Below are 25,691 nucleotides of genomic sequence, written 5' to 3'. Positions count from 1 at the left end.
CCCTGTGTGAACTTGCAACTTTACTTGTTTACTCGTACCATGGAGTTCATCAGGACCTTTCCCTTTTGGGAAACTTTTACCAGGTAGGCTCCAGCCTTCATTCCCTGCATGTTCAGGTCGCGAGTTTCGCTAGTGTAGTTCTTGATAAGGTTGCCCTTAACATCGAGAATCTGGATGTTGTAAGAAGCAGATTTAACGTTCAGCAATAATGTGTTATTGATGGCCATTTCTTCCTCCTCATCGCTATCGTCATCTTCGTCAGGTTCTTCTTCAGAAATTTGTACCATGCCGGGCTTTAGATCGTCGCTCATCCAGCCGATCACATCGATATTGGCCATGCCATCCTTGCCAAGGCTGGTGAACTTGATTTCACTGTAGCCTACGGGCAATTCCACTTCGATAGGAATGGTCTTGTAGGTGGTCCATGCGCTGGTACTTTCCATGGATCCGCTTTCTACCAGAATATTGTCGCCGATGGAAAGTTGATAGTCTCTTGCAGCGGAGCCGCCGTTGGCGTAGCGGATGTATAGGGTGTATGTGCCTGCCTTGGTGGCGGTAACGCCGTAGGTCACGTAGCTTCCGATGGCGTTTGTAACGTTGGCGTATCCTTCTCCTACGAAACCTGCATTGGTTGTTTCCTTAACGCCATCGATGTCGATGAAGTTAACACCGTCAACAACAGTCTTGCAGGAATCGTCACCGCACATGGCTACGGGAGGGGGAGGCGGAACATAGGTGCCGTTCATCTTTTCGATGGCTTCCAGGTATGCCTTCTCGGTGCTGATTAATGCGGTGCCGTATTCGCCGGCCCATTGGTAACCCTTGCGGCGTTCTTCGCTAATTGCCATAAAGTTCTGGGTCTTGGTGCTGGCACCACCGCGGTCGCAGAAGAAGTAGTTGTCATTATTCACTTCGTAGAAACGATACCAAAGGACGTTGCCGGCTCGTTCTTCAAAAACGCCCTGCTTCTTGTTGAAGTAAAGTCCTGTGACCTTGGTTTTCTTGTACCAGTTAATGGCGCTGGTAATAGACTTCTGGATGGCTTCTGTCTGGTCGGGCCAGTTCATCAGGAACCATACAACGCCTGCAGATTCGCTGCCGGACTTGCTTTCCAGTTCGTAAGCGCGGGCGGGGCGAGGGGCGTAATTGGCGGTGTCATGCTGGGCGCACCAGACGGTGGGCGTGCCATTATTTATGATCTGGGCTTTCAGCAAGTAGTCGATGGCTTTTTCCAGAGCGCCTTGCATCTTGCTGCGGGTGGCGTCATCGATAATATCGGAATCGAAAGGAGCAACGCCGTTGGCGATGTCCATCATGGTCACCATGGCGCGAATCATGGCGTTGTCATTCAGGGTAATATGGTCGCTATAGTCGTTGCGCTTGGGCCAAACCTGAGGCAGACCACCGCTCTTGCGCTGCATAGTCAGCAGGAAGTTGACGGCTTTGTTAAAGCTGGACTTGAATGTGTTCTTGTAATTGCTGTTGGTGGTTTCCTTGTAACGTACAGCCAACAAGCGCATTTCCTGGACTGTAGCGTCGTTATCGATGGTGCCCACGTCGCCGCCGGTTGCAGAACGCCAACCGGATTTTTCACCGCCGGTGTAGGCACTCTTGTACTTGTCGGCCATAGCTTTGTAGAAACCGCCGTTGTCGATTTGCCAGGTGGTCATGTTATAGGCGTACTGGTCAATATCCATGCCCTTGGCGGCGGTGGTCAATTCAGAATAGCCACGGTAGCTATTCATCTTGCTCACGGCAGTTGACGGCGGCTCGTACGTGGCGCCAAATGCGCTGGTAACGCCTGCTGCAATGCCTGCAAATCCGATAAACTTCAAAACCCAATTCTTCATGCACACATCCTTTTTCTTTGTGGCAGCACCATCCTGCCGTCATGCTTAACCATTCCGCGTGGGCTGTATAACCCCAACCTACAATCTATACGTTTTTTGTAATGGTTAGCTTTTACACTCCGCGAAACCATTGTCTACAGACAACACCTCCACGAAAATAAAACTATACCGATTTTTCGGCTTTTTTCATTGAAAAAACAGATTTCTCTTGTCAATTTATCAATGGAACGTGCGAACTGTTTTTGGTTCATTTTTGGCATGAAATTTGCGTTATCAAATATGATTCTTCAGACTTTATAAAGAACCTTAAATTTTCTAGATTTTTCGTCGAAAAATTTAACGAGGGAAACCATGAATCCTAAGATCTATTACACCATTACCGACGAGTCTCCGTTTTTGGCAACTCAGTCCCTCCTGCCCATCGTAAGCGCTTTCGCAAAGACTGCCAATATCGATGTGGAAACCAAGAATATTTCTCTGGCTGGCCGTATTTTGGCTGCTTTCGGCAAGGCCGAAGACGACCTGGCTTTCCTGGGTAAGCTCTCCCTGGATGCAAGCGCCAATATCATCAAGCTCCCCAACATTTCCGCTTCCGTTCCTCAGTTGAAGGCCGCTATCGCCGAACTGAAGGCTAACGGCTACGACCTGCCGGATTATCCGGATGCTCCTGCTACCGAAGAAGAAAAGGAAATCCGCGCCAAGTACGACAAGGTGAAGGGCTCCGCAGTGAACCCGGTGCTCCGTCAGGGTAACTCTGACCGTCGCGCTCCCAAGGCTGTTAAGAACTACGCCAAGAAGAACCCCCACAAGATGGGTGCCTGGACTGCCGACAGCAAGACTCATGTTTCTTACATGACCGCTGACGATTTCTACGGTAACGAAAAGTCTGTCACCATCGCTGACGCCGATACCTTCAAGATTGAATTTGTGGCTGCTGATGGTTCCGTTACTGAACTCCGCGCTGCAAAGCCCACTCTGGCTGGCGAAATCCTGGATGCTACCGTGCTCCGCATGGCTGCTCTCGAAAAGTTCGTTGCCGACCAGATGGCTGATGCCAAGGCTAAGGGCGTGCTCTTCTCCGTGCATCTGAAGGCTACCATGATGAAGGTTTCCGACCCCGTCATGTTTGGCGCTTTCGTTCGCGTGTTCTTCAAGGACGTTTTCACCAAGTATGCCGACCTGTTCAAGGAACTGGGCATCGACGCCAACAACGGTCTGGGCGACCTCTACAAGCGTCTGGAAGGCAATGCCAAGGAAGCTGAAGTCAAGGCTGCAATCGATGCTGCTCTGGCTAACGGCCCGGCTCTCGCCATGGTGGATTCCGACAAGGGTATTACCAACCTCCACGTTCCCAGCGACGTGATCATCGACGCTTCTATGCCGGCCATGATCCGTAACTCCGGTATGATGTGGAACAAGGAAGGCAAGCTCCAGGAAGTGAAGGCTTGCATTCCGGACCGCTGCTATGCAGGTATCTACGAAGCTACCGTTGATTTCCACAAGAAGAACGGCGCATTCGATCCCACTACTATGGGCTCTACCTCCAACGTGGGCCTCATGGCTCAGGGTGCCGAAGAATACGGCTCTCACGATAAGACCTTCATTGCCAAGGGCAAGGGCGTTATCCGTGCTGTGAACAGCAAGGGTGAAGTTCTCCTTTCTCAGGACGTTGAAGCCGGCGACATCTTCCGTATGTGCCAGGCCAAGGACGCTCCCATCAAGGACTGGGTCAAGCTGGCTGTGAACCGCGCCCGCGTTTCCAACACTCCCGCTATTTTCTGGCTGGACCCCCAGCGTGCCCACGACCGCGAAATCCAGAAGAAGGTGGAAGTCTACCTGAAGGATCACGACCTCTCCGGTCTCGACATCAAGATTATGGACCCCAAGTCCGCTGTTACCGAATCCCTGACCCGCGCCAAGGCCGGTCTCGATACCATCAGCGTTACCGGTAACGTCATGCGTGACTACCTCACTGACCTGTTCCCGATTTTGGAACTTGGTACCTCCGCTAAGATGTACTCCATCGTGCCGCTCATGGCTGGTGGTGGCCTCTTCGAAACTGGTGCAGGTGGCTCCGCTCCTAAGCAGGTCCAGCAGTTCCTTGCTGAAAACTACCTGCGTTGGGACTCCCTGGGTGAATACTTCGCCCTGGTTCCTTCCTTCGAACAGATTGCTTCTACTACCGGCAACAAGAAGGCTAAGGTCCTGGCTGACACTCTGGACGAAGCCAACGGTCGCATTCTCGAAAACAACCGCACTCCGGCCCGTAAGTTGGGCGACCTGGATAACCGCGGTTCTCACTTCTACCTGGCTATGTACTGGGCCGAAGCCCTTGCCGCACAGACTGCCGATGCAGAACTGGCTGCAAAGTTCGCTCCCGTAGCCGCAGCCCTTACCGCTGGCGAAAAGGACATCGTTGCCGCTTACGCTGCAGAACAAGGTAAGCCCGCTGACATCGGCGGTTACTACCTGCCCAAGGCTGAACTCCTCAAGAAGTGGATGCGCCCTGTGGAACAGTTCAACAAGGTCATCGACGCTATCTAATTAGCGGGCGGCGCGGCGAATCTAGCGGACGGCGCGGCGAATCATTTCGCCGTCATCCTGAGAGGCGAAGCCGCGAAGGATCCAATGACGAAAAAAGAACCGGAATAGAATTCCGGTTCTTTTTTTACAAGGAGAGAGAGAATCTGCGTTTAAGTCCAACTTGAGCAATATCCTTTGCCTTTCCAACTGTTATTACCGCATTCGCTGGCTCGACGCCATTGACTGCAACCGGCCTTGCCGGTGTTTTGACCGGCACAAAGGACATCCACGTATCCGAATATGCCTTGGCTTCTGCTTCAGAATTGGTATAGCAGATTTCCTTGGCAGCCGGTTCTTCAGAACTGTTGTAGGCCTCGGTGCTGATTTCTTCGCTGCTCTGGCTGATTACGTTTCCGTTGATGGTGACGTTCGTGCCGGACTTATTGACCTTGCAGTTGTTCTTGTTCTTGCAAGTCAGCAGTCCCTGGTCTGCGGCTTCCTGGATAAGGTCCTGTCTGGCGTTGTAGCATTCGTTCCACTTGTGGCCGGCTTTACTCCAGCCGCCATGGTTTGAACTGACGTTGCCGTTCAGCTTGCACCAGCTCGGCGGACACTTGTTTCCTCCGGTGGTATACATCACACCGCAAGAACCGTCATCTTCTTCAGTCCAGTTTTCATCGGCATCGTAGAAGGTATTGGCTGTCTGAGTGTTAGACGAACTTGACGGAGTATTCTCATTTCCGTTATTTCCACTATTGCCGTTGTTTCCGGTGTTTGTGGAGCTAGAGGAATTGCTGCCGGTATTGTTTGCCGGTGAGGACGGATTCGAGGAGGCGTCTGCTACGACCATATCGCTGGGCGGAGTGTCCATAGAAATGGTGCTCTGGAAAAAGGCCCAGTCGCCCGAAAGGGGGGCGCATTCGGCTGAAGTCTCCTTAGATTCGATATACGGCTTGAATTCAATTTCAGTGTCGCTGATTGCAATAGCCTTCAGTTTCCACTGGTTGCCTGCCTTGCATCCGCTCAGGCTTACAAAGTTTTCGGCCTGCCAGCTTACCTTGCCTGCACTCAGATCCTTGGAAATGTTGTCAGTTTTGATCGAGGAAATGACTTCGCCTCTGGTGTAGACGAAGGTGTCGGTCTTACCTCTTTTGCCCGGGGCATCGTAACCGATCTTTTTCCAGGTGCCAAAGGACTTGTGTTCATACAGGTAGGCGGCCTGAAGCTTGGTGTAGGTTGCGGCGGCGGGAGTCAATTCGGTAGCCTTGGATTTGGAAATGGAGCTGGAAAGCTTAGGAACCGCCACGGCAGTAAGTAAGCCGGAGATGGAGATGGCTACCATCAATTCTGCGAGTGTGAAACCATGCTTTCTCATAAGAACCCCCAAAGCCTTATCAAAAGTCTTGTTGTAAGTTTTTTGTCATAATTCGGATGTAATATTGTATTCTTACAATTGTTCTTTTTTTCTTACAATTTGACTTCCACTTTGGATTAGACTAAGTGATTATGGGCATGCCCAGTAAGAAAGTCTGATTTTAATGGGAATTTAGAGCTATATTGTAAGGTATGAACAATCCTACCGCACATAGAAATGTTTCTGGAGCCAAAGGTTTTACCCTTGTAGAAGTATTGGTGGTTGTGGCCATCATGGGCATTCTTTCTGCTATGGGTGTGGCGGGCCTTCAGGGTGCCGTAGAAAATAACCGCGTCAAGGATGCCGCTCTAAACACAGCTGCCTTCCTAGAACGTGTGGCCAGTGATGCTAACAGAAGATCCGAGACGCTGTGCCTTAAGAAATCCGGCGATCGAAGGATTGAAGTGTACATCGGTGATGATTGTTCTAAGCCTACTGGTGATCCTGTTGACCATATGGATCTGGATCCGCCTTTGACGTTTGTTACTGACAAGACCTTTGATTTTACCAACGCGTTTGAGTGTGCGAGTTGCGAAGAAAATTGGCTGGCTGGTGCTGGTGTTTTTACACCTAGGCTTGGCCTTTCTGCGGCTCCCATTGCAGGATTTGTTGCCGCTCAGTATGGATCCACTTCGCACTATGCCATTGCATTAAAGTCTCCCACAAAGAATAAGATTATGGCCATAGATGCAGATGATGATGGTGGATTTGATTATAATGAACTCTAGGGTTCAAATCTAACGGTCTAGAGTGCCATCGTCCAGGCTATGGCGAATAAACCGTAATAGACGGCCAGACCGACAATATCGACGAATGTAACCGGCGTTCCCCAGCGGAGCGCCTTTTTCGTTGGAATCAGTCCGCAGAATAGGCCTGCGATGAATCCGTAGCCGTGTCCTAGAATGTCTGCATTTTCTCCTAGACCGAGAAATACGGCCAGGGAAGTGGCTCCACAGAGGGGTGCAAAACGGCGCAGGAGTCCGTGAGATTCCCTAGGCATCAGGCGGAACTCCATGACGGCCAGGCAGCCGATGGCGGCGAAAACGAAGGTGGAAAATCCCAGGGCGCTGAAGTTTGTCTTGACGGTCATGGAAACGCAGATGTTGGCGACGGCACTGGAGATTGCCAAAAAGGGAGCTAGGCGCAACAGGGGGATGCGGTAGGTAATCATGTTCATGACAATGTATCCGCACAGGATGTTGGAGGCCAGGTGTCGCGCGTCGCCGTGGAGGGTGAGTGCGGTAAGGCTTCTCCACCATTGTCCTTTTAGAACTTTGCTTGCGTCGGATACGCCGGGTAAATGCAAGTTGACTACGTCGGCAAAATCTAGTAGGGTGGCGATGAGTACCGGAATAAAAATCCAGAGAGGCTGTAGGCTGAAACTCAGTGGCTGTGGCAGATTCTCTTCCTTGGGCGGATTTTCCTTTTGGTACAGGGCGATCTGGTCGCGGGCGAATTCTTCAAATTCCGGCAATACGAAAATCTGGAAGGGACCTTCCTCGCTGCGATCTAGACGATGCTCTACGCCCTGGGAAAGAAGGACTAGGCTGTAATCGCGAATTTGTCTGAAAGTGCCTTCGGCAATGCAACTGGATTCAGGGAAGGACTGCTCGGAGAGGGACTGCTCTTCGTTGGCGATTTGTTGTTCGTTGGAGTCCAGGGTGTTGTTGGCTGGGGGGTGTGCCGTGCTGGTTATGGACGTGATTTTTATATGGGGGTGAATTTCCGAGGAGTCCCGCAAGTATCTGGGGCGTAGTGGCGACATGAACCTTGACATTGAATCTCCTTGGAAAACCTCTGACATAATATACAAAGGTTTAGGTTTGATGCCTGAAGATTACGAATTGTTGCGGAAAGACTAGATGTTCTTTTTATGGATTGCCGCAGATGTTAACGCATACTTGTAACAAGAAGTAAGACATTCTGCACGGAGGTAAGCAAAGTCTTCGAAGGGGACCGTAATGTCTGTGGCGGGGCGGGCGGCCACCTGGCTTGCCAGGTGGAGCTCTTCCTTCGGAGCGAGCTTGCCGTTTAACAAACGGCGCCGCCCGTATATGCGAACATAGCGGAAGGCTTCACCTGTCTCGGGCGTGCTGCGGGCATGGAACGTTACAGCGGATTCGCCCCGGTCTGTCACGCGCTCCCACCAGAGGGCGGGTCCGTCAGTAATGTAACAGTTGTCGCCGCAGAAAGCCGCGTTCACGTCGTCAAGAGTCAAGGGCTGTTCCTTGTGGCATCCGTCTGCCTGGGGAATATTTTCTTCGGCGCTCGTCGGATTCTCGCAAGGCTTTTGCGCTAGGCGAACCACGGTTCTGACGTACCCGAATACGTGATGCCTGTTGTTCTTTAGTTCAATTAGCGGTAACCTGACTGCGGTCGTATCATTCATATCGCCGTGGGCATCGTTTCCGCCGATGGGCAACAGGTAGTTTTCCTTGCCCAGTTCCTGGATCCACCATTCTCGCCCCAGCTTGAATCCTTCGTCACGGATGCCGTTCCAGAATTGGATGCCGCGGATGGGGTGGGTGCTGCCGGTCTGCAAATCCACCGAGTGCCAGAAACCGCGCCGGAAGATGAACTTCTCCAGGCCGCTCATTTCCTGATAGGGGTGTGCCGCAAAGCAGTGGCTGCCTGTCATTTTCAGCAGGTCGGGAATCTTCAGGGTGGGGCGGTTCTGGAGCCAGTTTCGTCCGCAGTCCCCAAGGCCCGGCAAATAGCAGTCGGAGCCAAGGACGGTCATGTGGACATTCTCTCCCTTGGAATTGCCTGCGGAAACTTCTTCGCCGGCGATCATCAGGGGCTTGTCCTCGGCCCTGTTGCACAGGTCCACTTCCTTCTGCAAGGCTTCGAAGCGTGGCATGGGGGAGGGAGCTGCCTGGGTGTAGTCTTCGGTGAGGAAGGCGAAATCGTAGGCGTGGTCCGTTAGACTTACGAAATCCAGACCCACGGCCTTTGCTGCCTGCTGGAATACGGCGGGGGTTGCGCCATGTTCTACGTGGTCGGCGGAGTAGTGGGTGTGGCAATGCATTTCGCCGGCGATGTAGCCCTCGGGCTTGGGCAAGTCCTGTGCCAGCACCTGGATTTTTAGGGGGGCGGGCTTTAGCAGGGGGTGGTTCCAGCGGGAGAATTTTTTGACCTTGCCGTTTTGCTTACTGCGGACGGTGACCTTGCAATGGATGCTGTAGGTCCCAGGTGCAAGGTCTCCCAAGTCTACGGGGTAGAATCCGAACTGCTGGTTGGCCTCGATTTGAAGGTTCTGCTGTCGCGGGGCGGATTCGTCTTGGGCGGTGGCAGGCTGGCAGTCTATTTCGATGTTTTCGATAACGACGGGGAACCGGTGGGCGTCCCTGACCACGATCCACAAGGTGGGCCTGGAACCCGGTACAAACTGGAAGGGGGCGTCTACAAGAATCTCTGGCCAGGGCCTGTAAAGCAGGGACCAGGGGAGTTTAAACTTGAAGTGGGTTTCTGCGTATTGCAGGGGCTCGCCGGGAATCAGACTCATTTTGCCTCGGGGGCGGGCTCTTCGGCGGGTGTGGCTTCAGCGGGCTCTATTTCTTTTTCTTTATCGTTTGCGGTCTCGTTTTCGACGTCCGTCCCTATCTTTGTGGATGCCTTGTTTTCGGTTTCCTCGACGGGTTCCGGTTCGTTCCACAAACCAAAGCTTACTCGTACCTGCATCATCAAGCCGCCGATGTTCCATTTAGCCTTTTCCTGGGGGCCGTCAGGTACGATGTCGGCGAAAGTCTTGTTGGATTCTACGGAGATACTGCTGAAGCCGATGTCTCCGTACACGTTAAAATTTTTCCAGCTGGCAATCAGGTAGCCGACTCCCACGCCGAATCCTGCACCGGTAACGGGTGTCTTGGCGTCTAGCTTGCCCCAGGTGGTGTAGATTTCCGTGCCGGGAAGTACCCAGTACCAACGGACCGAAATGCTGAAGAGGCTTTCGCCGGAAAGTGTCATCAGGTTTTTGGGGATGCCCAGACGGTATTCCAGGAACAGGGGCATGCCCTGGATGGTGTAGCTGTAGTTGTGGGTTCTGCCCTTGCGGTCGGTCAGCACCACGGATTCGTTATCGTAGATGAATCCGACACCTGCGCTAATGAACTGGTCCCTAAAAATCTGGAACTGCAGACCTGCGCTAACAGGGAAACAGAAGTTCACCTTCTGAAAATCCTGCTTGGCCACGTTCAGGGAATCGGTTTCGGTCTGGGCGTCTTCGCGGAAACTATAGTAGATGGTGTCGATGGCGTCCTGAAAGTATTTGCGCTGGTCAAAACTGAGGAACGATACGGAGGGCTGCAGGAACAGGGATAGCCTGGAACGGTCATGTTCCACCTTGTCTTCGTCTGCGAAGGCTGAGATTGCCATCAGCAAGATGGCCAGGGCTATATTCCGGTAGAACTTCATTATCAGTTCTGCATATCCTTTTCTTCTTTTTCGATTCGCTTACTTTCGGAATCCTTCTTCATGCGCTTGGCGAAGGCGACTTCGGCCTTGTCGATTTTACCTTCGATCTTTTCGATGTCCTTGCGGAAGTCCTTGTCGTCTTCCTTCAGTTCGTTGCGGGCGATGTTCAGGTAAAGTCTTGCGGTTTCAAACTGGTCCAGTTCGATATAGGACTTGGTCAGGAAAATCAAGGCTTCTTCGCGACGCTTGGCGGTGGGGTAGGTTTCCAGGAATTCCTTGAAGTAGATGACGGCGGCCTGGTACTTGTCCATGCGCCAGTAAAGGCGGCCCTTCTGGAATTCCTTTTCTGCCAGACGGTCAATAAGCAGCTGGTAGTAATAGTTCACGGAATCGCGGAGGGGGGATTCCGGATAGTTGGAAAGGTAACGTTCGAAGTCCCTCATGGCCACGTTGGTGTTGGCTTCGTCGCGGTCCACACGGAATTCCATGTTGAAGGAGGAAATGGCCTTGCGGAATTCTGCGGTCTCGATGAAGGGGGAGCCGGGGAAGTTCAGGATAAAGCTACCATATTCTCCACGGGCTTCAATCCAGTCTTCCTGATTGAAATAGCTTTCTGCCAACAGGAATTGGGCCTGTTCCATGAATCCGGTACCGGCGCAGGTAGAGAGGATCTCTTCCAGCTTTTCTGTGGTACGGCCATACTTGCCTGCCTTGAACAATTCTTCTGCCTTGTCGTAGCGAACCTTACACCATTCTGTGTGTTTCATCTTGGGACCGCTGGAGGAACATCCGGCGATCAGTGCTGCGGTAGAAAAAATGCAGAGGAACAGGGGAATCTTTTTGAACAGCATCATTTTTTTTCTTTGGTTAATTCTAACTTTACCGCCGTAAATTAGCAAAAATTGGCAGTCCAGAAAAATGATTTTAGTCCGCTATGTCTTGAAAGAGCTGATCGCCCCCTTCCTGGCGTCTCTTTTTGGCATTACGTTTCTATTTGTAGTGGATTTTTTGGTCAAAATTCTAGACAGTGTCTTGTCCAAGGGGCTTCCCACTTCTACGGTGGTTGAAATCTTTGTACTGAACCTGGCCTGGATGCTTTCCCTTTCTATTCCCATGGCCGTTCTTGTGGCGAGCCTTATGGCCTTTGGCCGACTGTCCGGAGACCAGGAAATTACGGCCTGCAAGGCCGCCGGTATTTCTCCCCTTTCCCTGATGAGGCCGGTGCTGATTGTTTCGCTCCTGGTGTCGGTGCTGATGGTGGTGTTCAACAACTGGGTCTTGCCCGAGGCCAACCACCGTTCCGTGGAACTGATGAGTGCTGTGTCCCGCAAGAAGCCCCATGCCTTTATTGATGCGGGTCGACTGATTACCCAGTTCCCGGGGGTCCAGCTTTGGGTAAACCATATCGATCCCACTACGGGTACCCTGTATGGCATTCAAATTTTTGAAATGGAAAAGAAGGGGGCGCCTCGTATTGTCTATGCCGACAGTGCCTCCATGGAATACGCTGACAATGGAGCAACTCTTATGCTCCGCCTGCGCAGTGGCGAAAACCATATGACAGACCCGGATAATCCGGAAAACTATTTCCGCATCCGATTCTTCAGTCAGGATCTGGCCATGAAGAATGTGGATGACCGTCTGGAACGCCGCAACCGCAGTTATCGCAGCGACCGCGAAATGCCCATTGAGATGATGCAGGATGTGGTGGATGACGCGCGAAAGAAGTACGTGGAGTTCCGTAAGGACGCCCTGGAAAAACGTCTGAGTACGTTGGTGGCTCTCCAAAAGAATGTGGTCGGTGACTCCGTTGTCCCTGACATCAAGGAAAGTAATATCGAGATTGATTCCGTCCAACGCCGCCGGTCCCTGCAGCGCCTGCGAGTACAGGAGGTGTCTGCCCTCCGCACCACGGAACGTGCTTTTGGCCGTGTAGAGGCGGAATTGAAACGAGAGGCTCAATATACGGTCGAAATCCAGAAGAAAATCAGTACCGGCGTGGCCTGCTTTATCTTTATTCTGATTGGGGCGCCTTTGGGAATCATGGCTCGCAAGGGTGGTATTGGTACAGGTATCCTTTACAGTCTATCGTTCTTTGTGATTTACTGGATTTGCCTTATTGGTGGCGAAAATCTGGCTGACCGTCTGGTCGTCAGTCCTTATCTGGCCATGTGGGCTTCCAATATCATTATCGGAATTTTTGGTATCTTCATTACGATCGCCATGGTCCGTGACCGCTTCTCGGGAGACTCCAAGTTCTTCAGGGGTGTTCGTGCGGTCAAGGGCTTCTTTGGTAGGGGCTTCAAGAAAGTCTTCGGGAGGTTCGGGTGAAGTTTACAAGGTACATGCTATGGAACTTCTTCAAGATGTTCCTTATTGTGCTTCTTGGTGCAGTCCTTATGTTCGTGGTTATCGACTTTGTGGGAAACATCAAGACCTGGTCTACCCGCGAGACCAAGGATGCAGTGGACTATTACGTCTGCTACTTGCCGTACATGGTGTATTTGATTACTCCCGTGGCCTGTTTTATTTCAATCCTGGCTTCCGTAGGCAATATGGCTCGCCACCTGGAAATGAGCGCCATGCAGAGCTCTGGACAGAGCCCGCTCAAGACATTGTTCCCCATTTTTGTTTTTGGAATTCTTGTGTCGGTGGGTTCTTATGAAATGAGTGAATATTGGCTTCCTGACGCTAACCATAAACGTCTGGAAATTATGGAAACTAACGCCCAGAAAAAGAAGAATCCCCGCATCAAGGAAAAACAGGAATTTACCTTTATCGACAGTGAGAAGGCTAGCTGGTTCTTTAGACATTATTCTGGCAAGAGCAAACTGGGACGAGACGTGCTCCTTTTACTGCGCGACGAGGGTCGCCTCCAGGAACGCTTTGATGCCAAGGTGGTCCGTTGGCTGGAGGATGAAGGATGCTGGCAGTTTGAACGGGGACATCGACGCGTCTTCCAGAAAGATGGCTCTGTGAAAGTCTACAAGTTCGTTCGCGAAAAGGCCTGTGACCAAGTTTCTACCCGTCCAGAAGACCTCATTAATGAACGTCAGGTTTCCGATGAAATGGATTCCAAAATGGTCAAGAAGAGGATCGAGGTATTGAAGCGCTCCGGTGAAGATACCCGTACCATGGAAACCGCACTGCACTTTAAGCGGTCTGCTCACTGGATGAACCTGATTGTGCTCCTGATTGGTGCCGCACTTTGCCATCGTTATAGCCGTTCTGGGGGGCTTTCCCAGAAATTTGGCATTGGTCTGTTGATTGTATTTAGCTATTATATTCTTGAACGAATAGGATTGAAAATGGGAGAAAATGGTGCGTTGTCGCCTTTCTGGGCGGCATGGATCAGCCACTTCGTCTATGGTGGCGTGGCGACAGTAATGTTGTACCGTTCCTTCCGATTATAGGGTGTCTATGTCTGTTGCCGAAATACTTTTTATCGTGGCAGGTCTTCTGCTTGGCTTGGCGTTCCATGGTGGAATGCTCCTGTTCCTGATTCCCTTTGCCATTGTGGCCTTTGTACTGGCCTGGTTGAATCGTCCTCGTCTGGCAGGTGGTCCTAACAGCCAGAATCCGACTAGCAATATTCCCATTATCTCTATCGGGCCCCGATCTACCAACACTAATCCTGTTGTGTCCCCCGATTTGATTTCCGAGTTCCGCAATGATCATGACAGGGCTAACGAACCTGAGGCCGCCTTCAAGGTGAGCCAGGTATGGGCCCGTGCCAATGCTGATATTAACCGTGCCATGACCGACATGCTTTGTGCGTTGAAGGTCATCGTTCCCGGAGTGAATACCGCCATTGTGTTTACCCAGCAGAATAACCCCAGGGAATGGGGTGTTCGCAATTATGTAAACGACAAGGAAATGTCCGTGAATCCCAGCACACGCCTTTCGGAAAGTGGAAGCCTGCTGAGTCAGATGTTCAGATCCGGTGTGAGCCGCATCCTCGAAGGCGATTTGCCTAGTAGCAAGGTTCTGTCGTTCTATCTGGACAATCCTCCGGTGAAGTCTGTGGTGGCTGTCCCTATGCTGGACCATAGCGGCAACCGCGTCGGTATCCTGGTTCTGGATTCCACTGCGCCTAACGCATTTACCGATAAGACGGCCCAGGCCCTGGTTTATATTGCCAAGGCGATTTCCATGCTTGATTACAAGGGCTTCTACTCTGCCCAGAAGCATATCGCCCTGCAGCAGTACGCTGGTCTTTACAACTATCAGCGTAAGTTCTTCCAGACCATGACTGTGAAGGACATCTATAAGCAGATTATCAACTACGTGAAGGCTAACGTGGCCTACGACCGTCTGACGATTCTTGCCATGAATAAGGTGAATGAAAGTGCTGGACGTGTGGTGTACTGCGATGGTATCGAATCCAGTCAGTTCTCCGAGAAGCGTTTTACCCTTTCTGACAAGGGTATCTTCGTGCTGGCCATGATGCGCAACCGTCCGGTGGAACGCAGCTTTACTCCGGGTTACAACGAATATGTGCCCCGCCTTAGCGATAACGAAAAGCGTAACTTGAATTTGCGTCAGCTGTTCGTGATGCCAGTGGCTACCGAAACAGATGCGGCTACTGCAGATATGGCCATCTGCCTTGAAAGCAGCAGCTCCAGACCGTATAGCGAACACGAAAAGGAACTGCTCAAGGCCTTCGCTGGCGTCGCAGGCTTCGCCTACGATCGCGCTCGAAAGTTCGAGCATGGCCGTGACCTGGCCATGCGCGACGGCCTCACCGGTCTTATCAACCACCGCACGCTCCACGAAAGTCTGCGCTCCGAAAAGGTTCGCGCCGACCGCAAGAAGTACAACATCGGCGTTCTCATGATGGACATCGACCACTTCAAGCGCGTCAACGACACCTACGGACATCCCATCGGTGACGTGGTTATCAAGAGCATCGCCGACACCGTCAGCTCCGAAATGCGAAAGGATATCGACGTGGTGGCCCGTTACGGTGGTGAAGAATTCGTGGTGGGCATGGTGGAAACCACGGCTGAAGGTATGATGGAAAAGGCTGAACGCATCCGCAAGGCTGTCGAAAAGCTGGCCATCGACGTCCATCAGACAAAGCCCCTCAAGGTTTCCGTCAGCATTGGCGCCTTCCTGGTCACTCCGGACTTCCACGACATGAAGAAGGCCGTGAACAACGCCGACCAGGCTCTGTATCGCGCCAAGGAAGGCGGCCGTAACCGCGTTGTCCGTTACGAACTTGACGAAGAATCCATGGCTCCCAAAGCATAAAGCCCTTCAGGAGGGAAGATGTTTACTTTAGTTGACTGGCTGGTCCTGGCCGCCTATTTGCTGTTTTCCCTCTTCATCGGCCTGTGGGTTTCCCGCGGCAATAAGAACTTGAAGGAGTACATGCTTGGCGGTGGATCCATGCCCTGGATTGCCGTTGGTATTAGCCTTATCGCCACCTCCGTCAGCGCCACCACATTCCTGGGGGCTCCTGCCGATGTGTATGGCGACAACATGACTTTCCTCATGTTCCAGATCGGCGCCTTCATCAGTATCTTCGTGGTGGGGAAGGTCTTCATTCCCCGATTCCAGAATTCCGGCATTAGTAGCGCCTACGAATTGTTTGAAGTTCGTTTCAGCAGACCGGTCCGTCGTCTGGCGGCCATCTTCTACTGCATGCACTTGTTGCTCCGCACAGGAATTCTGCTGTACGCTCCGTCCCTGGTGCTCGCTCAAATTTTGCACATTGACCTGAAGGTGGCGATTATCGTTTCTGCGGCAGTGGCCATTTTCTACACCTGGTTCGGCGGTATCAAGGCTGTCATCTGGACCGACGTGATGCAGTTCATCGTCTTCTTTGGCGGTGGCGCCTTGGTGCTTCTCATCATTTCCAATTCTGTAGGTGGCCTTGGCGAAATGGCCCGCATGGCAGGGGAGGCCGGCAAGACAAAGTGGTTCGACGGTAGCCTGGATATCTCCAATGCCCGCACCCTGATTTCCGCAGGCTTTGCCTACGCCGTTCTTGAAATCGCCATCCGCGGTTGCGACCAGCAGTTTGTACAACGCTACCTCAGTTGCAAGGACGTGAAGGCGGCTAACCGTTCCAGCGTACTTTCCATGGTGTTGGGTGTTGTGGTTTCTATCCTGTTCTACTGGGTTGGTGCCGCCCTTTATGTTTACTACCAGACGGCCCACGCGGCTCCTCTTCCTACAGGTCTCGGACAGAATGACGTCTTTCCTTACTTTATCGTAAATGGTCTGCCCCAGGGTGTAACCGGCTTGATTGTTGCCGCCATCTGTGCAGCCGCCATGAGCTCTCTTTCTGGCGCCATCAATTCTCTCAGCAATACTTCTGAAAGAGATTTCTTTGGCTGGAAGGAAAATGAAGGCCTGGGCGGTCTCAAGCGCGCAAAGCTTTGGACGGTGCTGTGGGGTGTTCTGGGCGTGTTCGGCGCACTCTTTGCCGCTACCCAGCAGGGGAGCCTTTTGAAGAACGCCGTGTTCTTTACGGGCCTCTTTACAGGACCGCTGCTGGGCATGTTCCTGCTGGCCTTTTTCGCCAATAAACTGTTCGGTGGCGACGAAAGTCCCAAGAAACTTCGTGGCTGGTGCGTCATCATTGCCGTCCTCTGCGGTATGGGTAGCCTGATTCTTGTTCAGGGAATCCCCGCTTTCGGTGTGCCTGCAGTTCTCGGCGGAATCTTTAGCTGGCCCTGGATGCCCTTGATCAGCATGACCACTACCATTGTGGTAGCCGTAGGGGTAAATTTCCTGGCTAATATGTTGAATCGCAGGTAAAAAAAGCAAACTTTAAAAAAAAGTTGAAAAAATGGCCCATATCCCTTTACAAGTGAAAAATAAATAGCTATATATGGGCCATCCTCGCGGGAATAGCTCAGTTGGTAGAGCACGACCTTGCCAAGGTCGGGGTCGAGGGTCCGAGTCCCTTTTCCCGCTCTAAAATGTGAAAAGACATCCGAATGGATGTCTTTTTTCATTTTTTGAAGTAGCGGAAGGGAATCCGAGCGCCTCTCGAAGAGGGTACGGCAAAAATCGGATTGTGTGCGAGACCCCTCGGAGACTGCGGACGAACATTCCCTTTTCCCGCCTACGGTGTCCGCGGCTGCGTTTCGTCATACGAAAAGAGGATCCCGTTGCCGGAATCCTCTTTCTATTCTTTAAAGTATGACTTTTTACTTCAGAAGGATCTTCTTGTTCATATTTACGGATTTGCCCGAAATACGAACCATGTAGATTCCTGCCTTGAGGCCTGCCAAGTTGATGGATGCTTCAACCTTGCCGCTCTTTACGACCTGGCCCTGGACGTTTGCAATTTCGTAAGAGGCGCTCTTGATTCCGCTAAAGGAAAGGATTCTGCCAGAAAGGCTTGCGTTTGCTGCAGAGACTGCCTTCTGAGAAATGGCGTCTGGGTCTGCGTGATGGTCACAGGAGTTTGCAGACTTTTCTTTCTGGGAAACAGCCTTTTCTCCCTTACAAGTTCCCTTGGGACCGACCTCGAAAATGCGCAATGCGCCCTGGGCGTCGGAAGCCTGTCCGTCAATTTGGAATTTGACCGCGGTTGCCTTTGCAAAAGCTTCAGCACAACTGGAAACCTTCTGTGCTGCAGGTGTCCACGTGGGTTGGCTGAATTTGCTGAAGTCCAGATCGACCAAAGTCGGGGTGGCTGTTTTGGTTAGCTTGGCTGAACAGGAGGCGTTGCCTGTGCCGTCTGCGTCAATCGTCAATGTGACGTCATCATCTGATGTGTATGTGGCGCAGAGACCCTCGGCGGAGGTTATGTCGAGGGGGTCCTGTGCTGCACCTACAAGGTTGAAGCCCATTCCGACGAAATTGTATGGGTATTCTTCATTTTGACCTGTGGTAGTTGGGTCCACAAGTACATACTTTACAAAGATGTAACCCAAACTGTCGATCATTGGCTGGATGAAAGAGCCGTAATTGCCGGTAGAATCGTAGAGGTACTTAATGTAGGAACCGCCTTTATCGTTGGCACGGTCGTCGTAATCATACCAGTAAGAGGGATTCTCGTAATTGGGTTCCAGGCTTTCTTTTGTGGTGTTGGCGATTTGACTTGTTCCGTTGAACCAGATATCGTTGTTGACGGTTTCTGCCATGGAAACGGCGGATAATGCTGCGACTGCAGCGACAATGATTTTTTTATTCATTTTTGTATCTCCTTAACCATCCCTAAGGTTATACCCTGAGTATACTTTATTTTTGAGAAAAAGCAAAACTTTTGTAAAGAAAAAGTTTAATTTTAGTTTGTAGAAAACTTACGAAAATGCTACTTTAGTCTAACTACTTATGATATAAAGAGTTAGCGATTGATGCGTTAAAAATATGCTGTGTTTACAGATTGTTGATAGGCTTGCCGTTGAGGAAAACTCAGAAAATTTTTTGAAAATTTTAAGAAATAACATCCACAAGGGAGTTATGTTTTATTATCTTGTAGGCCACATCTTGTGGTTGGGTGTGGTGCTTGAACACAAGATGTAGTGAAATCGCGAAATAAAAAGTTTATTGTAAGAAATTGGCGTTTTGCTTGAGTATTCAGGAAAAAAGGCGGTTTTGGTAGACTGATTTCGGTGATTGACACGATAGGATTGAAGAGAATAATACGATTTTTGCGGGGCTAGATTCGATATTTTGTGTCGGCTGGCCGAAGGGATGACGATGATTGTTTCTGTTAAGAAGCGCGACGGCAGAGAAATGCCGTTTAATATCGAAAAGATTGCTGACGCCATTGTTAAGGCATTCCGTGCCTCCGGCGAACTTGATGATCAGATCAAGGCCGCGCAGAGCCAGATGAGCCTCCTCGGCAACGATGATATTCTTAACAGCACCGCTCTCAAGGTTTCCGCCGAAGCTGTTTCCCTTTTGGAAGCCAGCGGCAAGAGTTCCCCCGATATTGAAGAAATCCAGGATGCTGTAGAAAAGGCCCTTACTGAAGGCGGCTATGCCGATACCGTTAAGAGCTACATCCTATACCGTGCAGAACGTACCCGTGTTCGTGAAGTGAACACTCGCCTTATGCACACCCTCCGCGACATTACTTTCAGTTCTGCAAAGGAATCCGATCTCAAGCGCGAAAACGCAAATATCGATGGCGATACCGCCATGGGCACCATGCTCAAGTACGGTTCCGAATCTGCTAAGCATTTCTACACCATGATGATGCTGAAGCCGGAACACAGCCGTGCTCACTCCGAAGGCGATATCCATATCCATGATCTGGACTTCTACGCCCTCACCATGACTTGCTGCCAGATCGACCTGCTGAAGCTTTTCAAGAATGGCTTTAATACCGGTCATGGCCACCTCCGTGAACCCAAGGATATCCGTAGCTACGCCGCATTGGCTGCTATTGCCATTCAGTCTAACCAGAACGACCAGCATGGCGGTCAGGCTGTTCCTAACTTTGATTACGCCATGGCCGATGGCGTCCGCATTACTTATCGCAAGGCCTACCTGAACAACATGGTCAAGGCCCTTATGCTTCTGGCTGGCAAGAGCGAAGAAGAAGTTCGCCCCGTAGTCAAGAAGCTTCACGAAGAAATGGCTGAAATGGGAATGGTTGCAACTTTGGTTCCCAACGAACGCTTCGTTGAAACCGAAACACACGAACTTTCCAAGACCTACGGCGTTGAAACTACCATGCATGCCCAGAAGTTTGCCGAAAAGCAGGCTTACGAAGAAACGGACAAGGCTACCTTCCAGGCTATGGAAGCTTTCGTGCATAATTTGAACTCTATGCACAGCCGTGCCGGTGCCCAGACTCCGTTCTCCAGCATCAACTACGGTATGTGTACCGCTCCCGAAGCCCAGATGGTCATGCGCAACCTGCTCCTTACCACTGAAGAAGGTCTGGGTGGTGGCGAAACCGCAATCTTCCCCATCCAGATTTTCCGTGTCAAGGAAGGCGTCAGCATGAATCCGGGTGATCCCAACTATGACCTGTTCAAGTTGGCCTGCCGTGTTTCCGCAAAGAGACTTTTCCCCAACTTCAGCTTCCAGGATGCTCCGTACAATCTGCAGTACTACAAGCCGGGCCATCCCGAAACTGAAATTGCTTACATGGGGTGCCGTACCCGCGTTATCGGTAACTCTGCACGCCCCGATCACGAAATTACCTTCGGTCGTGGCAACCTGAGCTTTACTTCCATCAACCTTCCTCGCATCGCAATCAAGATGAAGAGCCTGGATCTGTTCTACAAGGAACTGGACCGTATGCTGGCTCTGGTCCGCGATCAGCTCCTGGAACGTATGGAAGTCCAGTGCCGCAAGCGCGTCAAGAACTTCCCCTTCCTCATGGGTCAGGGCATCTGGATTGGTTCCGATAAGCTTGGCTGGAACGACGAAGTTCGCGAAGTTCTTAAGGATGGCACGCTTTCTATCGGCTTTATCGGCCTTGCCGAAACTCTGGTGGCTCTCACCGGAAAGCACCACGGCGAATCTGAGGCTTCTCAGCGCCTGGGTCTCGAAATTGTACAGCACATGCGTGAATTCTGCGATAGCGAATCCAAGCGTCTGGGCGTGAACATCACCCTGTTCGCTACTCCCGCAGAAGGCCTCTCTGGCCGCTTCCTCCGTATGGACAAGAAGAAGTTTGGCGTTATTCCGGGCGTTACCGACCGCGATTACTATACCAACTCCTTCCATGTGCCGGTATACTACAAGATTAGCGCATTCAAGAAGATTGAACTTGAAGCTCCGTACCACGCCCTCACCAATGCGGGCCATATCAGCTACATCGAAATGGATGGCGATCCGACCCAGAATCTGGATGCTTTCGAAAAGATCGTTCGCTTTATGGCAAAGTCCGGCATTGGCTACGGCTCTATTAACCACCCGGTTGACCGTGACCCCGTTTGCGGTTACGTCGGCGTCATCAATGACTGCTGCCCCCGTTGCGGTCGCGCAGATGGTCACGCCATCGATCCTCAGAAGATCGAGGAACTTCGCAAGAAGTTCCCGGGCATGCCAGCATTCCTGGGAATTCGCTAGGGCGGTTTTTGGCACGGAATTGGCTATAATGGCCAAAGAGGTTTGAAGGGAACAAGATAAGAGGAAAACGAACTAGGCTTGAATTAGTCAAGGAGAAAAAAATGAGCGAAAAAGAAAAATCCATGTATGGCGAAGGCGTAAGCTTCGAACGTATCCGTCGCATTACCGGTTACCTGGTGGGTACCGTAGATCGTTTTAACAACGCAAAGCGCGCTGAAGTCGCTGACCGTGTCAAGCACGGCTGCTGCGGCGACGCCTAATTGAATAGCCTGCGGCATTTCTTGCGTTTTGTAAGGGAACCCGTGGGCTTTTTTTGTATCTTTGAGATAGGGAGCCGTAAATTGTAAAGGCTCCCTGTTGAATATTCGTCGGATGTAAAGGTGCAAGGATGGACTATCAGGAAGAAGATCGTGAAGATTTGGGCTTGCCCGTGCCCGAAGGTTTTGAGGGCAAGAATCTCCGAATTGCTGGCATCGAGGCGGAATCCTTTGTAGACGGTCCCGGCATTCGTTTTTCCATCTTTACCCAGGGCTGTAAGCACCATTGTCTGGAATGCCACAATCCCCAGACCCATGATTTCAATGGCGGCCATTTGATTTCCCTGGCGGAAATCCTTTCCATGATCGAAGAGAACCCTCTGCTGGATGGTGTTACCTTTAGCGGTGGCGATCCTATGGAACAGGCGGCCACTCTGGTTCCCCTGGCCCGCGAAATCAAGGAACGTGGGCTGAATCTGGTCGTCTTCACCGGCTATACTTATGAGTACATCGTCGCGCACCGGGAACAGCGTCCGGATTGCATGGAACTGCTGACCTTTGCGGATATCCTGGTGGATGGGCCCTTCGTTTTGGCCCAACGCAGCCTTAGTCTCAAGTTCCGTGGTTCCAAGAATCAGCGCCTTATCGATGTCCAGAGCAGCTTGACTCAGGGCCGTGCCGTCCTTCATCAGATTCAGCTGGACGAAATGCAGGAACACCCGGATTTATTTGAATAGAAAACCCAGGATTAAATCCTGGGCTTTTTTATTAAGGCTGTGAGTCTAGTTTTCTTTAGTTGAGCTAATCTTGTATGCAGCGGACGGGGCTTCTGCACAGGCGTCAATTTGCTGGGTGCGCTGTTCCAAATTGTTCGACATGGTCATGGATCCTAGACGGATTTCTCCTGTCACTTCCATGTAATTCGCTTCGAATTCCGGGAGTTCCACTGCATAGAACTTGCCGCAACTATCATCGAGAATGTCGTTGATAGAAAGCATTTGGCATCGGTCGTTCATGATGCCGATACGGTTAGCCTGCTCAATTAACTTGTTGAGTGCTTCGTTTTCTTCTCCAAGGCTTTCCTTTAGTTCAGAAAGGTCGGCTCTTAAGTTTTCAATTTCGGAAGCGTCCTTCACGAATATGGAAACTGTAGGGTCGGCAAAAATCGAAATTGCAAAAAAGGCAAAAAGAACCACTCGTTGAGTGGTTCTTTTGTTTTCGAGCGGGAAAAGGGACTCGGACCCTCGACCCCGACCTTGGCAAGGTCGTGCTCTACCAACTGAGCTATTCCCGCGGGGTGACCCATATATAGATATTTTTTTGAGGTTTGTAAAGGGATGTGGCGTTTTCTTTAAATTTTTTTTGAGTATTGTCTGCACCTCCGATCCCGAGGGGTCTCGCGCCCGATTCCACCTCATCACGACATAAAAAAGAAAAGACATCCATTCGGATGTCTTTTCACATTTTCGAGCGGGAAAAGGGACTCGGACCCTCGACCCCGACCTTGGCAAGGTCGTGCTCTACCAACTGAGCTATTCCCGCGGGGTGCGCCATATTTAACTATTTTTTTTTAGCTTGTAAAGGGTCTTTTCAGATTTTATTTAATTTTTTTGAAAATTATTCTTCCGTGATTTTAAAAGAGTCTGGCAGCTGCAAGGAGAATATCAAAGTACCGTTTCTCTTTCCGCGAAGTTCAAAAAGACCTGCCTTGGAACACATGAAATTGTGAGGCAAGGGGAGGGGGAGCTTGGCGAACAGGTCTTCCGAAATCAGGAAATCCTGGCCTAACTTTGAACAGAGCGTCTGGATTCGGGCGGTCGTATTCAGAACGTCTCCATGGTATGCCATTTCACTTCCGAAGTTTCCCACCTCAGTGGCGATCACTTGTCCGCAATGGGCCGCAGCCTTAAAGTCTGGGGCAATTCCGTAGCGTCTCAAAAAGCGTCTTTTGGTGTTGTGTAGGCATTCCTTGAAGTCATAGAAGCAGTTCAATGGTCTTGCCCTGCTGCGACAAGCACTTGTTTTCCAGGTAATAAAGGCTCCATCGCCTGCAATCTGATAGATTTCTCCATGATTTTCTTCGCAACAGTTCGATAAAAGCTTGTAGTAGTCTCGAATAAAGTTGCTGTATTTGATGTTGCCCAGTTCTTCACAGATGGTGGTGGAATTCTTCAAGTCGATGAACATGAATACCAGGTCCTCTTCCACTGGATCCTGGTATTTGCCTAGGACCGTGTTGATGAAGACTCTAGATCCGAATTTTTTGTGGACTGAACGGACGAATGTAATCAAGTGGCCCAGGAGGAACAAGCCGACAATCAGAACCTGGTTACCGTGTTCCTTAAATGCGGCCTGTACCTGGCGCAGTGCATTCTCGTTGACAAGACCTTCGCGGCTGTCGATGTACCAGATTAGAATGCAGAGCATCAAGTTGACGCAAATGCTAGACAAGAAAAACCAGGAACGGATTAACAAGGACGTGGCCACGGGGCGGCTGTCCATTTCGTCCTGAAGAATCACCACGTCGTAGATGCCGTGGGACAGACCTGTGAACAGGGACAACTGCAACATGAATAGCAATCTGGTGGGGTCCATGCCGTCGATGTTTCCGTAGGTAGACAAGGCCGTCGCACCCATAGAAACTACAATCCATGACAGGATGTAGAAACAGATCGCCTTGAATTTACGCTGTGTCATGCGTGTCATTGCCATAGGAGTATCCCGGTCAATGAATGAATAACGGCAGGGCCCAGATCATGGCAATGATGACGATGTCTTTGTAGGAGTCGTCCAGCAGAAGGGTTGATGCCAAGAAGAAAATGACGGTAGAAAGCGTCAAAAAGAGAATGAGGGGAAGGCGCTTCCTCATTTTCTTTTTCCAATTCTTCTTTTCGTTATTCTCCATATACCTTATATAATCTAAATTTCAGTGAATGTTTCTCTAAAAGTAGTAGATTCTGTTGTAAAAAAAATGTTTGGACTGTATATTCACATCCCTTTTTGCGCGAAAATTTGCGATTATTGCGATTTTCACGTGATGCCTGCGTTTCCGAAGCTCTATCAGGAGTATACGGATCTACTTTGCCGTGAGGTTGAATTTTTTGATGCCGCCCATCCGGGATTGCTAAAGACGGCGCAAACCTTATACCTCGGTGGGGGAACCCCGTCGATTCTTCCGTTGGACTGCCTGAGCCAGATCTTTGGCTGTTTGAGGTCTTTGGGGGTGGATGTTGACTCCCTAAAAGAAGTTTCCATGGAATTTAACCCGGAATCTACCCGAAAGCATACGGTAGAGAAGGCTTTGGAACTTGGAGTTCGACGTTTTAGTCTGGGGTTACAGACATTTGACGGGAATTTGTTGACCACCATAGGCCGTTCCCACTCTGTGGAATCGGGTATCCAGGCTCTTGACTTGTTGACTTCTTCCGGCGCTCAGGTTTCTGGGGATTTGATGTTCAATCTTCCCGGTCAGACTGTTAGAAGTTTCCTGAATGATGTGGATCGGCTGTCCGATTTTAACTTGAATCACATCAGTTTTTACGGTCTAACTGTTTCGCCTAGGTCTATGTTAGGGCAAAAGGTGTCAAAGGGGCTGCTGAATATCGATGAAGATTTGTATGAAGAAATGTACTTGAACGGCGTTGAACTTCTTGGTCGAAAAGGATTTGAACGTTACGAAGTCTCAAATTTTGCCCGCCCTGGTTACGAAAGCATCCATAACCGGAACTATTGGTCCCGGGGAGAATATGCCGGTTTTGGCCCGGGAGCCCATAGTTTTTTGGGAAACACCCGTTTCTATGCACCGGAGATGTACCCTCGATGGAGGGATTTTGTCCGTGAGGGGGCACCGGAATCCCGACTTACTACTGATAAATTAAATGATGAGGATGTGCTCATGGAACTCCTCTGGCTGTCATTAAGACAGTCGTCAGGCCTTGATCTTCAAGGACTTAGCTCATTTGGAGTGCGTCTGCCACCCTCTTCATACGAAAAATGGCTTAAGAAGGGGTTCGTTTCGATGGAAAATCATGACCGCCTAAAGCTTTGCGGCCGAGGTTGGATTTTTATGGATGAAATCGTTACGGACTTGGCTAATTCCTATTCTGAATTGGAATAAATGAAACTGTAAAATAGCGTGAGATTCAAGTCACAAAGGCGTAAACCCCTTTTGCTTTTTCTTAAAAAAAACATATCTTTGTAAAAGAGAATTTGCATAAAGAAGGATGCATTTTTCTCCTG

General features: G+C 50.7%; 20 protein-coding genes and 3 tRNA genes. 11 read left to right on the top strand and 12 right to left on the bottom strand.

What is annotated here, in order from left to right; all coding sequences use genetic code 11:
- Positions 1-20: 20 nt before the first annotated feature.
- Complete coding sequence (gene pelA, locus MMG03_RS00175; RefSeq protein ID WP_083537978.1) at positions 21-1,850, bottom strand: pectate lyase; 1,830 nt, start codon at positions 1,848-1,850, stop codon at positions 21-23.
- A 351-nt stretch (positions 1,851-2,201) separates the two neighbouring features.
- On the opposite strand from pelA, the gene MMG03_RS00170 reads away from it, so the two are divergent.
- A complete protein-coding gene (locus MMG03_RS00170) occupies positions 2,202-4,394 on the top strand; it encodes an NADP-dependent isocitrate dehydrogenase (RefSeq protein ID WP_073155812.1) in 2,193 nt (730 codons plus the stop codon).
- A gap of 124 nt (positions 4,395-4,518) precedes the next feature.
- On the opposite strand, the gene MMG03_RS00165 is transcribed toward MMG03_RS00170, so the two are convergent.
- Positions 4,519-5,748, bottom strand: coding sequence for a type II secretion system protein (locus MMG03_RS00165; RefSeq protein WP_249505341.1), 1,230 nt, complete (start codon positions 5,746-5,748; stop codon positions 4,519-4,521).
- 191 nt (positions 5,749-5,939) lie between these two features.
- On the opposite strand from MMG03_RS00165, the gene MMG03_RS00160 reads away from it, so the two are divergent.
- Positions 5,940-6,515, top strand: a complete 576-nt coding sequence (locus MMG03_RS00160) for a Tfp pilus assembly protein FimT/FimU (protein WP_073155818.1) — start codon at positions 5,940-5,942, stop codon at positions 6,513-6,515.
- 17 nt (positions 6,516-6,532) lie between these two features.
- On the opposite strand, the gene MMG03_RS00155 is transcribed toward MMG03_RS00160, so the two are convergent.
- From MMG03_RS00155 to MMG03_RS00140, 4 genes are all read right to left on the bottom strand, one after another.
- Positions 6,533-7,564 carry a rhomboid family intramembrane serine protease gene (locus MMG03_RS00155; RefSeq protein WP_073155820.1) on the bottom strand — a complete coding sequence of 344 codons (1,032 nt, stop codon included), beginning with the start codon at positions 7,562-7,564 and terminating at the stop codon, positions 6,533-6,535.
- A gap of 81 nt (positions 7,565-7,645) precedes the next feature.
- Complete coding sequence (locus MMG03_RS00150; protein WP_073155822.1) at positions 7,646-9,292, bottom strand: PHP domain-containing protein; 1,647 nt, start codon at positions 9,290-9,292, stop codon at positions 7,646-7,648.
- Positions 9,289-10,200, bottom strand: a complete 912-nt coding sequence (locus MMG03_RS00145; protein WP_073155825.1) for a hypothetical protein — start codon at positions 10,198-10,200, stop codon at positions 9,289-9,291. The genes MMG03_RS00150 and MMG03_RS00145 overlap by 4 nt, the downstream gene beginning before the upstream one ends.
- Before the next feature lie 2 nt (positions 10,201-10,202).
- Positions 10,203-11,054 (bottom strand): outer membrane protein assembly factor BamD, encoded by an 852-nt coding sequence (locus tag MMG03_RS00140; RefSeq protein ID WP_073233637.1) that lies wholly within the window; start codon positions 11,052-11,054, stop codon positions 10,203-10,205.
- 64 nt (positions 11,055-11,118) lie between these two features.
- Here MMG03_RS00140 and MMG03_RS00135 point away from each other — a divergent pair, with 64 nt between their 5' ends.
- The 5 genes from MMG03_RS00135 to MMG03_RS00115 all read left to right on the top strand — a co-directional run bounded on the left by MMG03_RS00135 (position 11,119) and on the right by MMG03_RS00115 (position 17,127).
- Positions 11,119-12,531 carry an LptF/LptG family permease gene (locus MMG03_RS00135; RefSeq protein ID WP_073155830.1) on the top strand — a complete coding sequence of 471 codons (1,413 nt, stop codon included), beginning with the start codon at positions 11,119-11,121 and terminating at the stop codon, positions 12,529-12,531.
- Positions 12,528-13,613 carry an LptF/LptG family permease gene (locus tag MMG03_RS00130; RefSeq protein WP_073155833.1) on the top strand — a complete coding sequence of 362 codons (1,086 nt, stop codon included), beginning with the start codon at positions 12,528-12,530 and terminating at the stop codon, positions 13,611-13,613. Before MMG03_RS00135 ends, MMG03_RS00130 begins: the two co-directional genes overlap by 4 nt.
- 7 nt (positions 13,614-13,620) lie before the next feature.
- A complete protein-coding gene (locus MMG03_RS00125; protein WP_073155836.1) occupies positions 13,621-15,453 on the top strand; it encodes a diguanylate cyclase in 1,833 nt (610 codons plus the stop codon).
- A gap of 18 nt (positions 15,454-15,471) precedes the next feature.
- Positions 15,472-16,968 (top strand): sodium:solute symporter, encoded by a 1,497-nt coding sequence (locus MMG03_RS00120; protein WP_073155839.1) that lies wholly within the window; start codon positions 15,472-15,474, stop codon positions 16,966-16,968.
- Positions 16,969-17,054: 86 nt separating this feature from the next.
- Positions 17,055-17,127: transfer RNA gene (locus MMG03_RS00115), tRNA-Gly, on the top strand.
- Between the two features lie 236 nt (positions 17,128-17,363).
- Here the strand turns inward: MMG03_RS00115 and MMG03_RS00110 are convergent.
- The gene (locus MMG03_RS00110; RefSeq protein WP_249505340.1) at positions 17,364-18,356 is read right to left on the bottom strand and encodes a T9SS type A sorting domain-containing protein; all 993 of its coding nucleotides are present in this window, start codon (positions 18,354-18,356) and stop codon (positions 17,364-17,366) included.
- Between the two features lie 508 nt (positions 18,357-18,864).
- On the opposite strand from MMG03_RS00110, the gene MMG03_RS00105 reads away from it, so the two are divergent.
- The 3 genes from MMG03_RS00105 (at position 18,865) to nrdG (ending at position 22,189) form a co-directional block, all read left to right on the top strand.
- The gene (locus MMG03_RS00105; RefSeq protein ID WP_073282858.1) at positions 18,865-21,195 is read left to right on the top strand and encodes an anaerobic ribonucleoside triphosphate reductase; all 2,331 of its coding nucleotides are present in this window, start codon (positions 18,865-18,867) and stop codon (positions 21,193-21,195) included.
- Between the two features lie 101 nt (positions 21,196-21,296).
- Complete coding sequence (gene nrdD, locus MMG03_RS00100) at positions 21,297-21,455, top strand: anaerobic ribonucleoside-triphosphate reductase (protein WP_073155847.1); 159 nt, start codon at positions 21,297-21,299, stop codon at positions 21,453-21,455.
- A gap of 128 nt (positions 21,456-21,583) precedes the next feature.
- Positions 21,584-22,189, top strand: a complete 606-nt coding sequence (nrdG, locus tag MMG03_RS00095; protein ID WP_249505339.1) for an anaerobic ribonucleoside-triphosphate reductase activating protein — start codon at positions 21,584-21,586, stop codon at positions 22,187-22,189.
- Positions 22,190-22,234: 45 nt separating this feature from the next.
- Here the strand turns inward: nrdG and MMG03_RS00090 are convergent, their stop codons facing one another.
- The 5 genes from MMG03_RS00090 to MMG03_RS00070 all read right to left on the bottom strand — a co-directional run bounded on the left by MMG03_RS00090 (position 22,235) and on the right by MMG03_RS00070 (position 24,321).
- Positions 22,235-22,588, bottom strand: coding sequence for a hypothetical protein (locus MMG03_RS00090; RefSeq protein WP_249505338.1), 354 nt, complete (start codon positions 22,586-22,588; stop codon positions 22,235-22,237).
- An 85-nt stretch (positions 22,589-22,673) separates the two neighbouring features.
- Positions 22,674-22,746, bottom strand: a tRNA-Gly gene (locus tag MMG03_RS00085).
- A 175-nt stretch (positions 22,747-22,921) separates the two neighbouring features.
- Positions 22,922-22,994, bottom strand: a tRNA-Gly gene (locus tag MMG03_RS00080).
- A gap of 75 nt (positions 22,995-23,069) precedes the next feature.
- Positions 23,070-24,164, bottom strand: coding sequence for an adenylate/guanylate cyclase domain-containing protein (locus MMG03_RS00075; RefSeq protein ID WP_073155852.1), 1,095 nt, complete (start codon positions 24,162-24,164; stop codon positions 23,070-23,072).
- A gap of 13 nt (positions 24,165-24,177) precedes the next feature.
- Positions 24,178-24,321, bottom strand: a complete 144-nt coding sequence (locus MMG03_RS00070) for a hypothetical protein (RefSeq protein ID WP_158535411.1) — start codon at positions 24,319-24,321, stop codon at positions 24,178-24,180.
- Positions 24,322-24,423: 102 nt separating this feature from the next.
- On the opposite strand from MMG03_RS00070, the gene hemW reads away from it, so the two are divergent.
- The gene (gene hemW / locus MMG03_RS00065) at positions 24,424-25,569 is read left to right on the top strand and encodes a radical SAM family heme chaperone HemW (protein WP_263859243.1); all 1,146 of its coding nucleotides are present in this window, start codon (positions 24,424-24,426) and stop codon (positions 25,567-25,569) included.
- Positions 25,570-25,691 lie beyond the last annotated feature (122 nt).

Origin of the sequence: Fibrobacter sp. HC4 (genome assembly GCF_023373925.1) — a bacterium.
GTDB lineage: Bacteria > Fibrobacterota > Fibrobacteria > Fibrobacterales > Fibrobacteraceae > Fibrobacter.
The sequence above is the reverse complement of the archived record's forward strand: the minus strand, read 5'-3'. Positions and strand labels throughout refer to the sequence as shown.

Bases quoted from the DNA above. Each gene is read 5' to 3' on its own strand.
- pelA (WP_083537978.1), bottom strand. From the start codon at position 1,850: ATGAAGAATTGGGTTTTGAAGTTTATCGGATTTGCAGGCATTGCAGCA.
- MMG03_RS00170 (WP_073155812.1), top strand. From the start codon at position 2,202: ATGAATCCTAAGATCTATTACACCATTACCGACGAGTCTCCGTTTTTG.
- MMG03_RS00165 (WP_249505341.1), bottom strand. From the start codon at position 5,748: ATGAGAAAGCATGGTTTCACACTCGCAGAATTGATGGTAGCCATCTCC.
- MMG03_RS00160 (WP_073155818.1), top strand. From the start codon at position 5,940: ATGAACAATCCTACCGCACATAGAAATGTTTCTGGAGCCAAAGGTTTT.
- MMG03_RS00155 (WP_073155820.1), bottom strand. From the start codon at position 7,564: ATGTCAAGGTTCATGTCGCCACTACGCCCCAGATACTTGCGGGACTCC.
- MMG03_RS00150 (WP_073155822.1), bottom strand. From the start codon at position 9,292: ATGAGTCTGATTCCCGGCGAGCCCCTGCAATACGCAGAAACCCACTTC.
- MMG03_RS00145 (WP_073155825.1), bottom strand. From the start codon at position 10,200: ATGAAGTTCTACCGGAATATAGCCCTGGCCATCTTGCTGATGGCAATC.
- MMG03_RS00140 (WP_073233637.1), bottom strand. From the start codon at position 11,054: ATGATGCTGTTCAAAAAGATTCCCCTGTTCCTCTGCATTTTTTCTACC.
- MMG03_RS00135 (WP_073155830.1), top strand. From the start codon at position 11,119: ATGATTTTAGTCCGCTATGTCTTGAAAGAGCTGATCGCCCCCTTCCTG.
- MMG03_RS00125 (WP_073155836.1), top strand. From the start codon at position 13,621: ATGTCTGTTGCCGAAATACTTTTTATCGTGGCAGGTCTTCTGCTTGGC.
- MMG03_RS00120 (WP_073155839.1), top strand. From the start codon at position 15,472: ATGTTTACTTTAGTTGACTGGCTGGTCCTGGCCGCCTATTTGCTGTTT.
- MMG03_RS00110 (WP_249505340.1), bottom strand. From the start codon at position 18,356: ATGAATAAAAAAATCATTGTCGCTGCAGTCGCAGCATTATCCGCCGTT.
- MMG03_RS00105 (WP_073282858.1), top strand. From the start codon at position 18,865: ATGATTGTTTCTGTTAAGAAGCGCGACGGCAGAGAAATGCCGTTTAAT.
- nrdD (WP_073155847.1), top strand. From the start codon at position 21,297: ATGAGCGAAAAAGAAAAATCCATGTATGGCGAAGGCGTAAGCTTCGAA.
- nrdG (WP_249505339.1), top strand. From the start codon at position 21,584: ATGGACTATCAGGAAGAAGATCGTGAAGATTTGGGCTTGCCCGTGCCC.
- MMG03_RS00075 (WP_073155852.1), bottom strand. From the start codon at position 24,164: ATGGCAATGACACGCATGACACAGCGTAAATTCAAGGCGATCTGTTTC.
- MMG03_RS00070 (WP_158535411.1), bottom strand. From the start codon at position 24,321: ATGAGGAAGCGCCTTCCCCTCATTCTCTTTTTGACGCTTTCTACCGTC.
- hemW (WP_263859243.1), top strand. From the start codon at position 24,424: ATGTTTGGACTGTATATTCACATCCCTTTTTGCGCGAAAATTTGCGAT.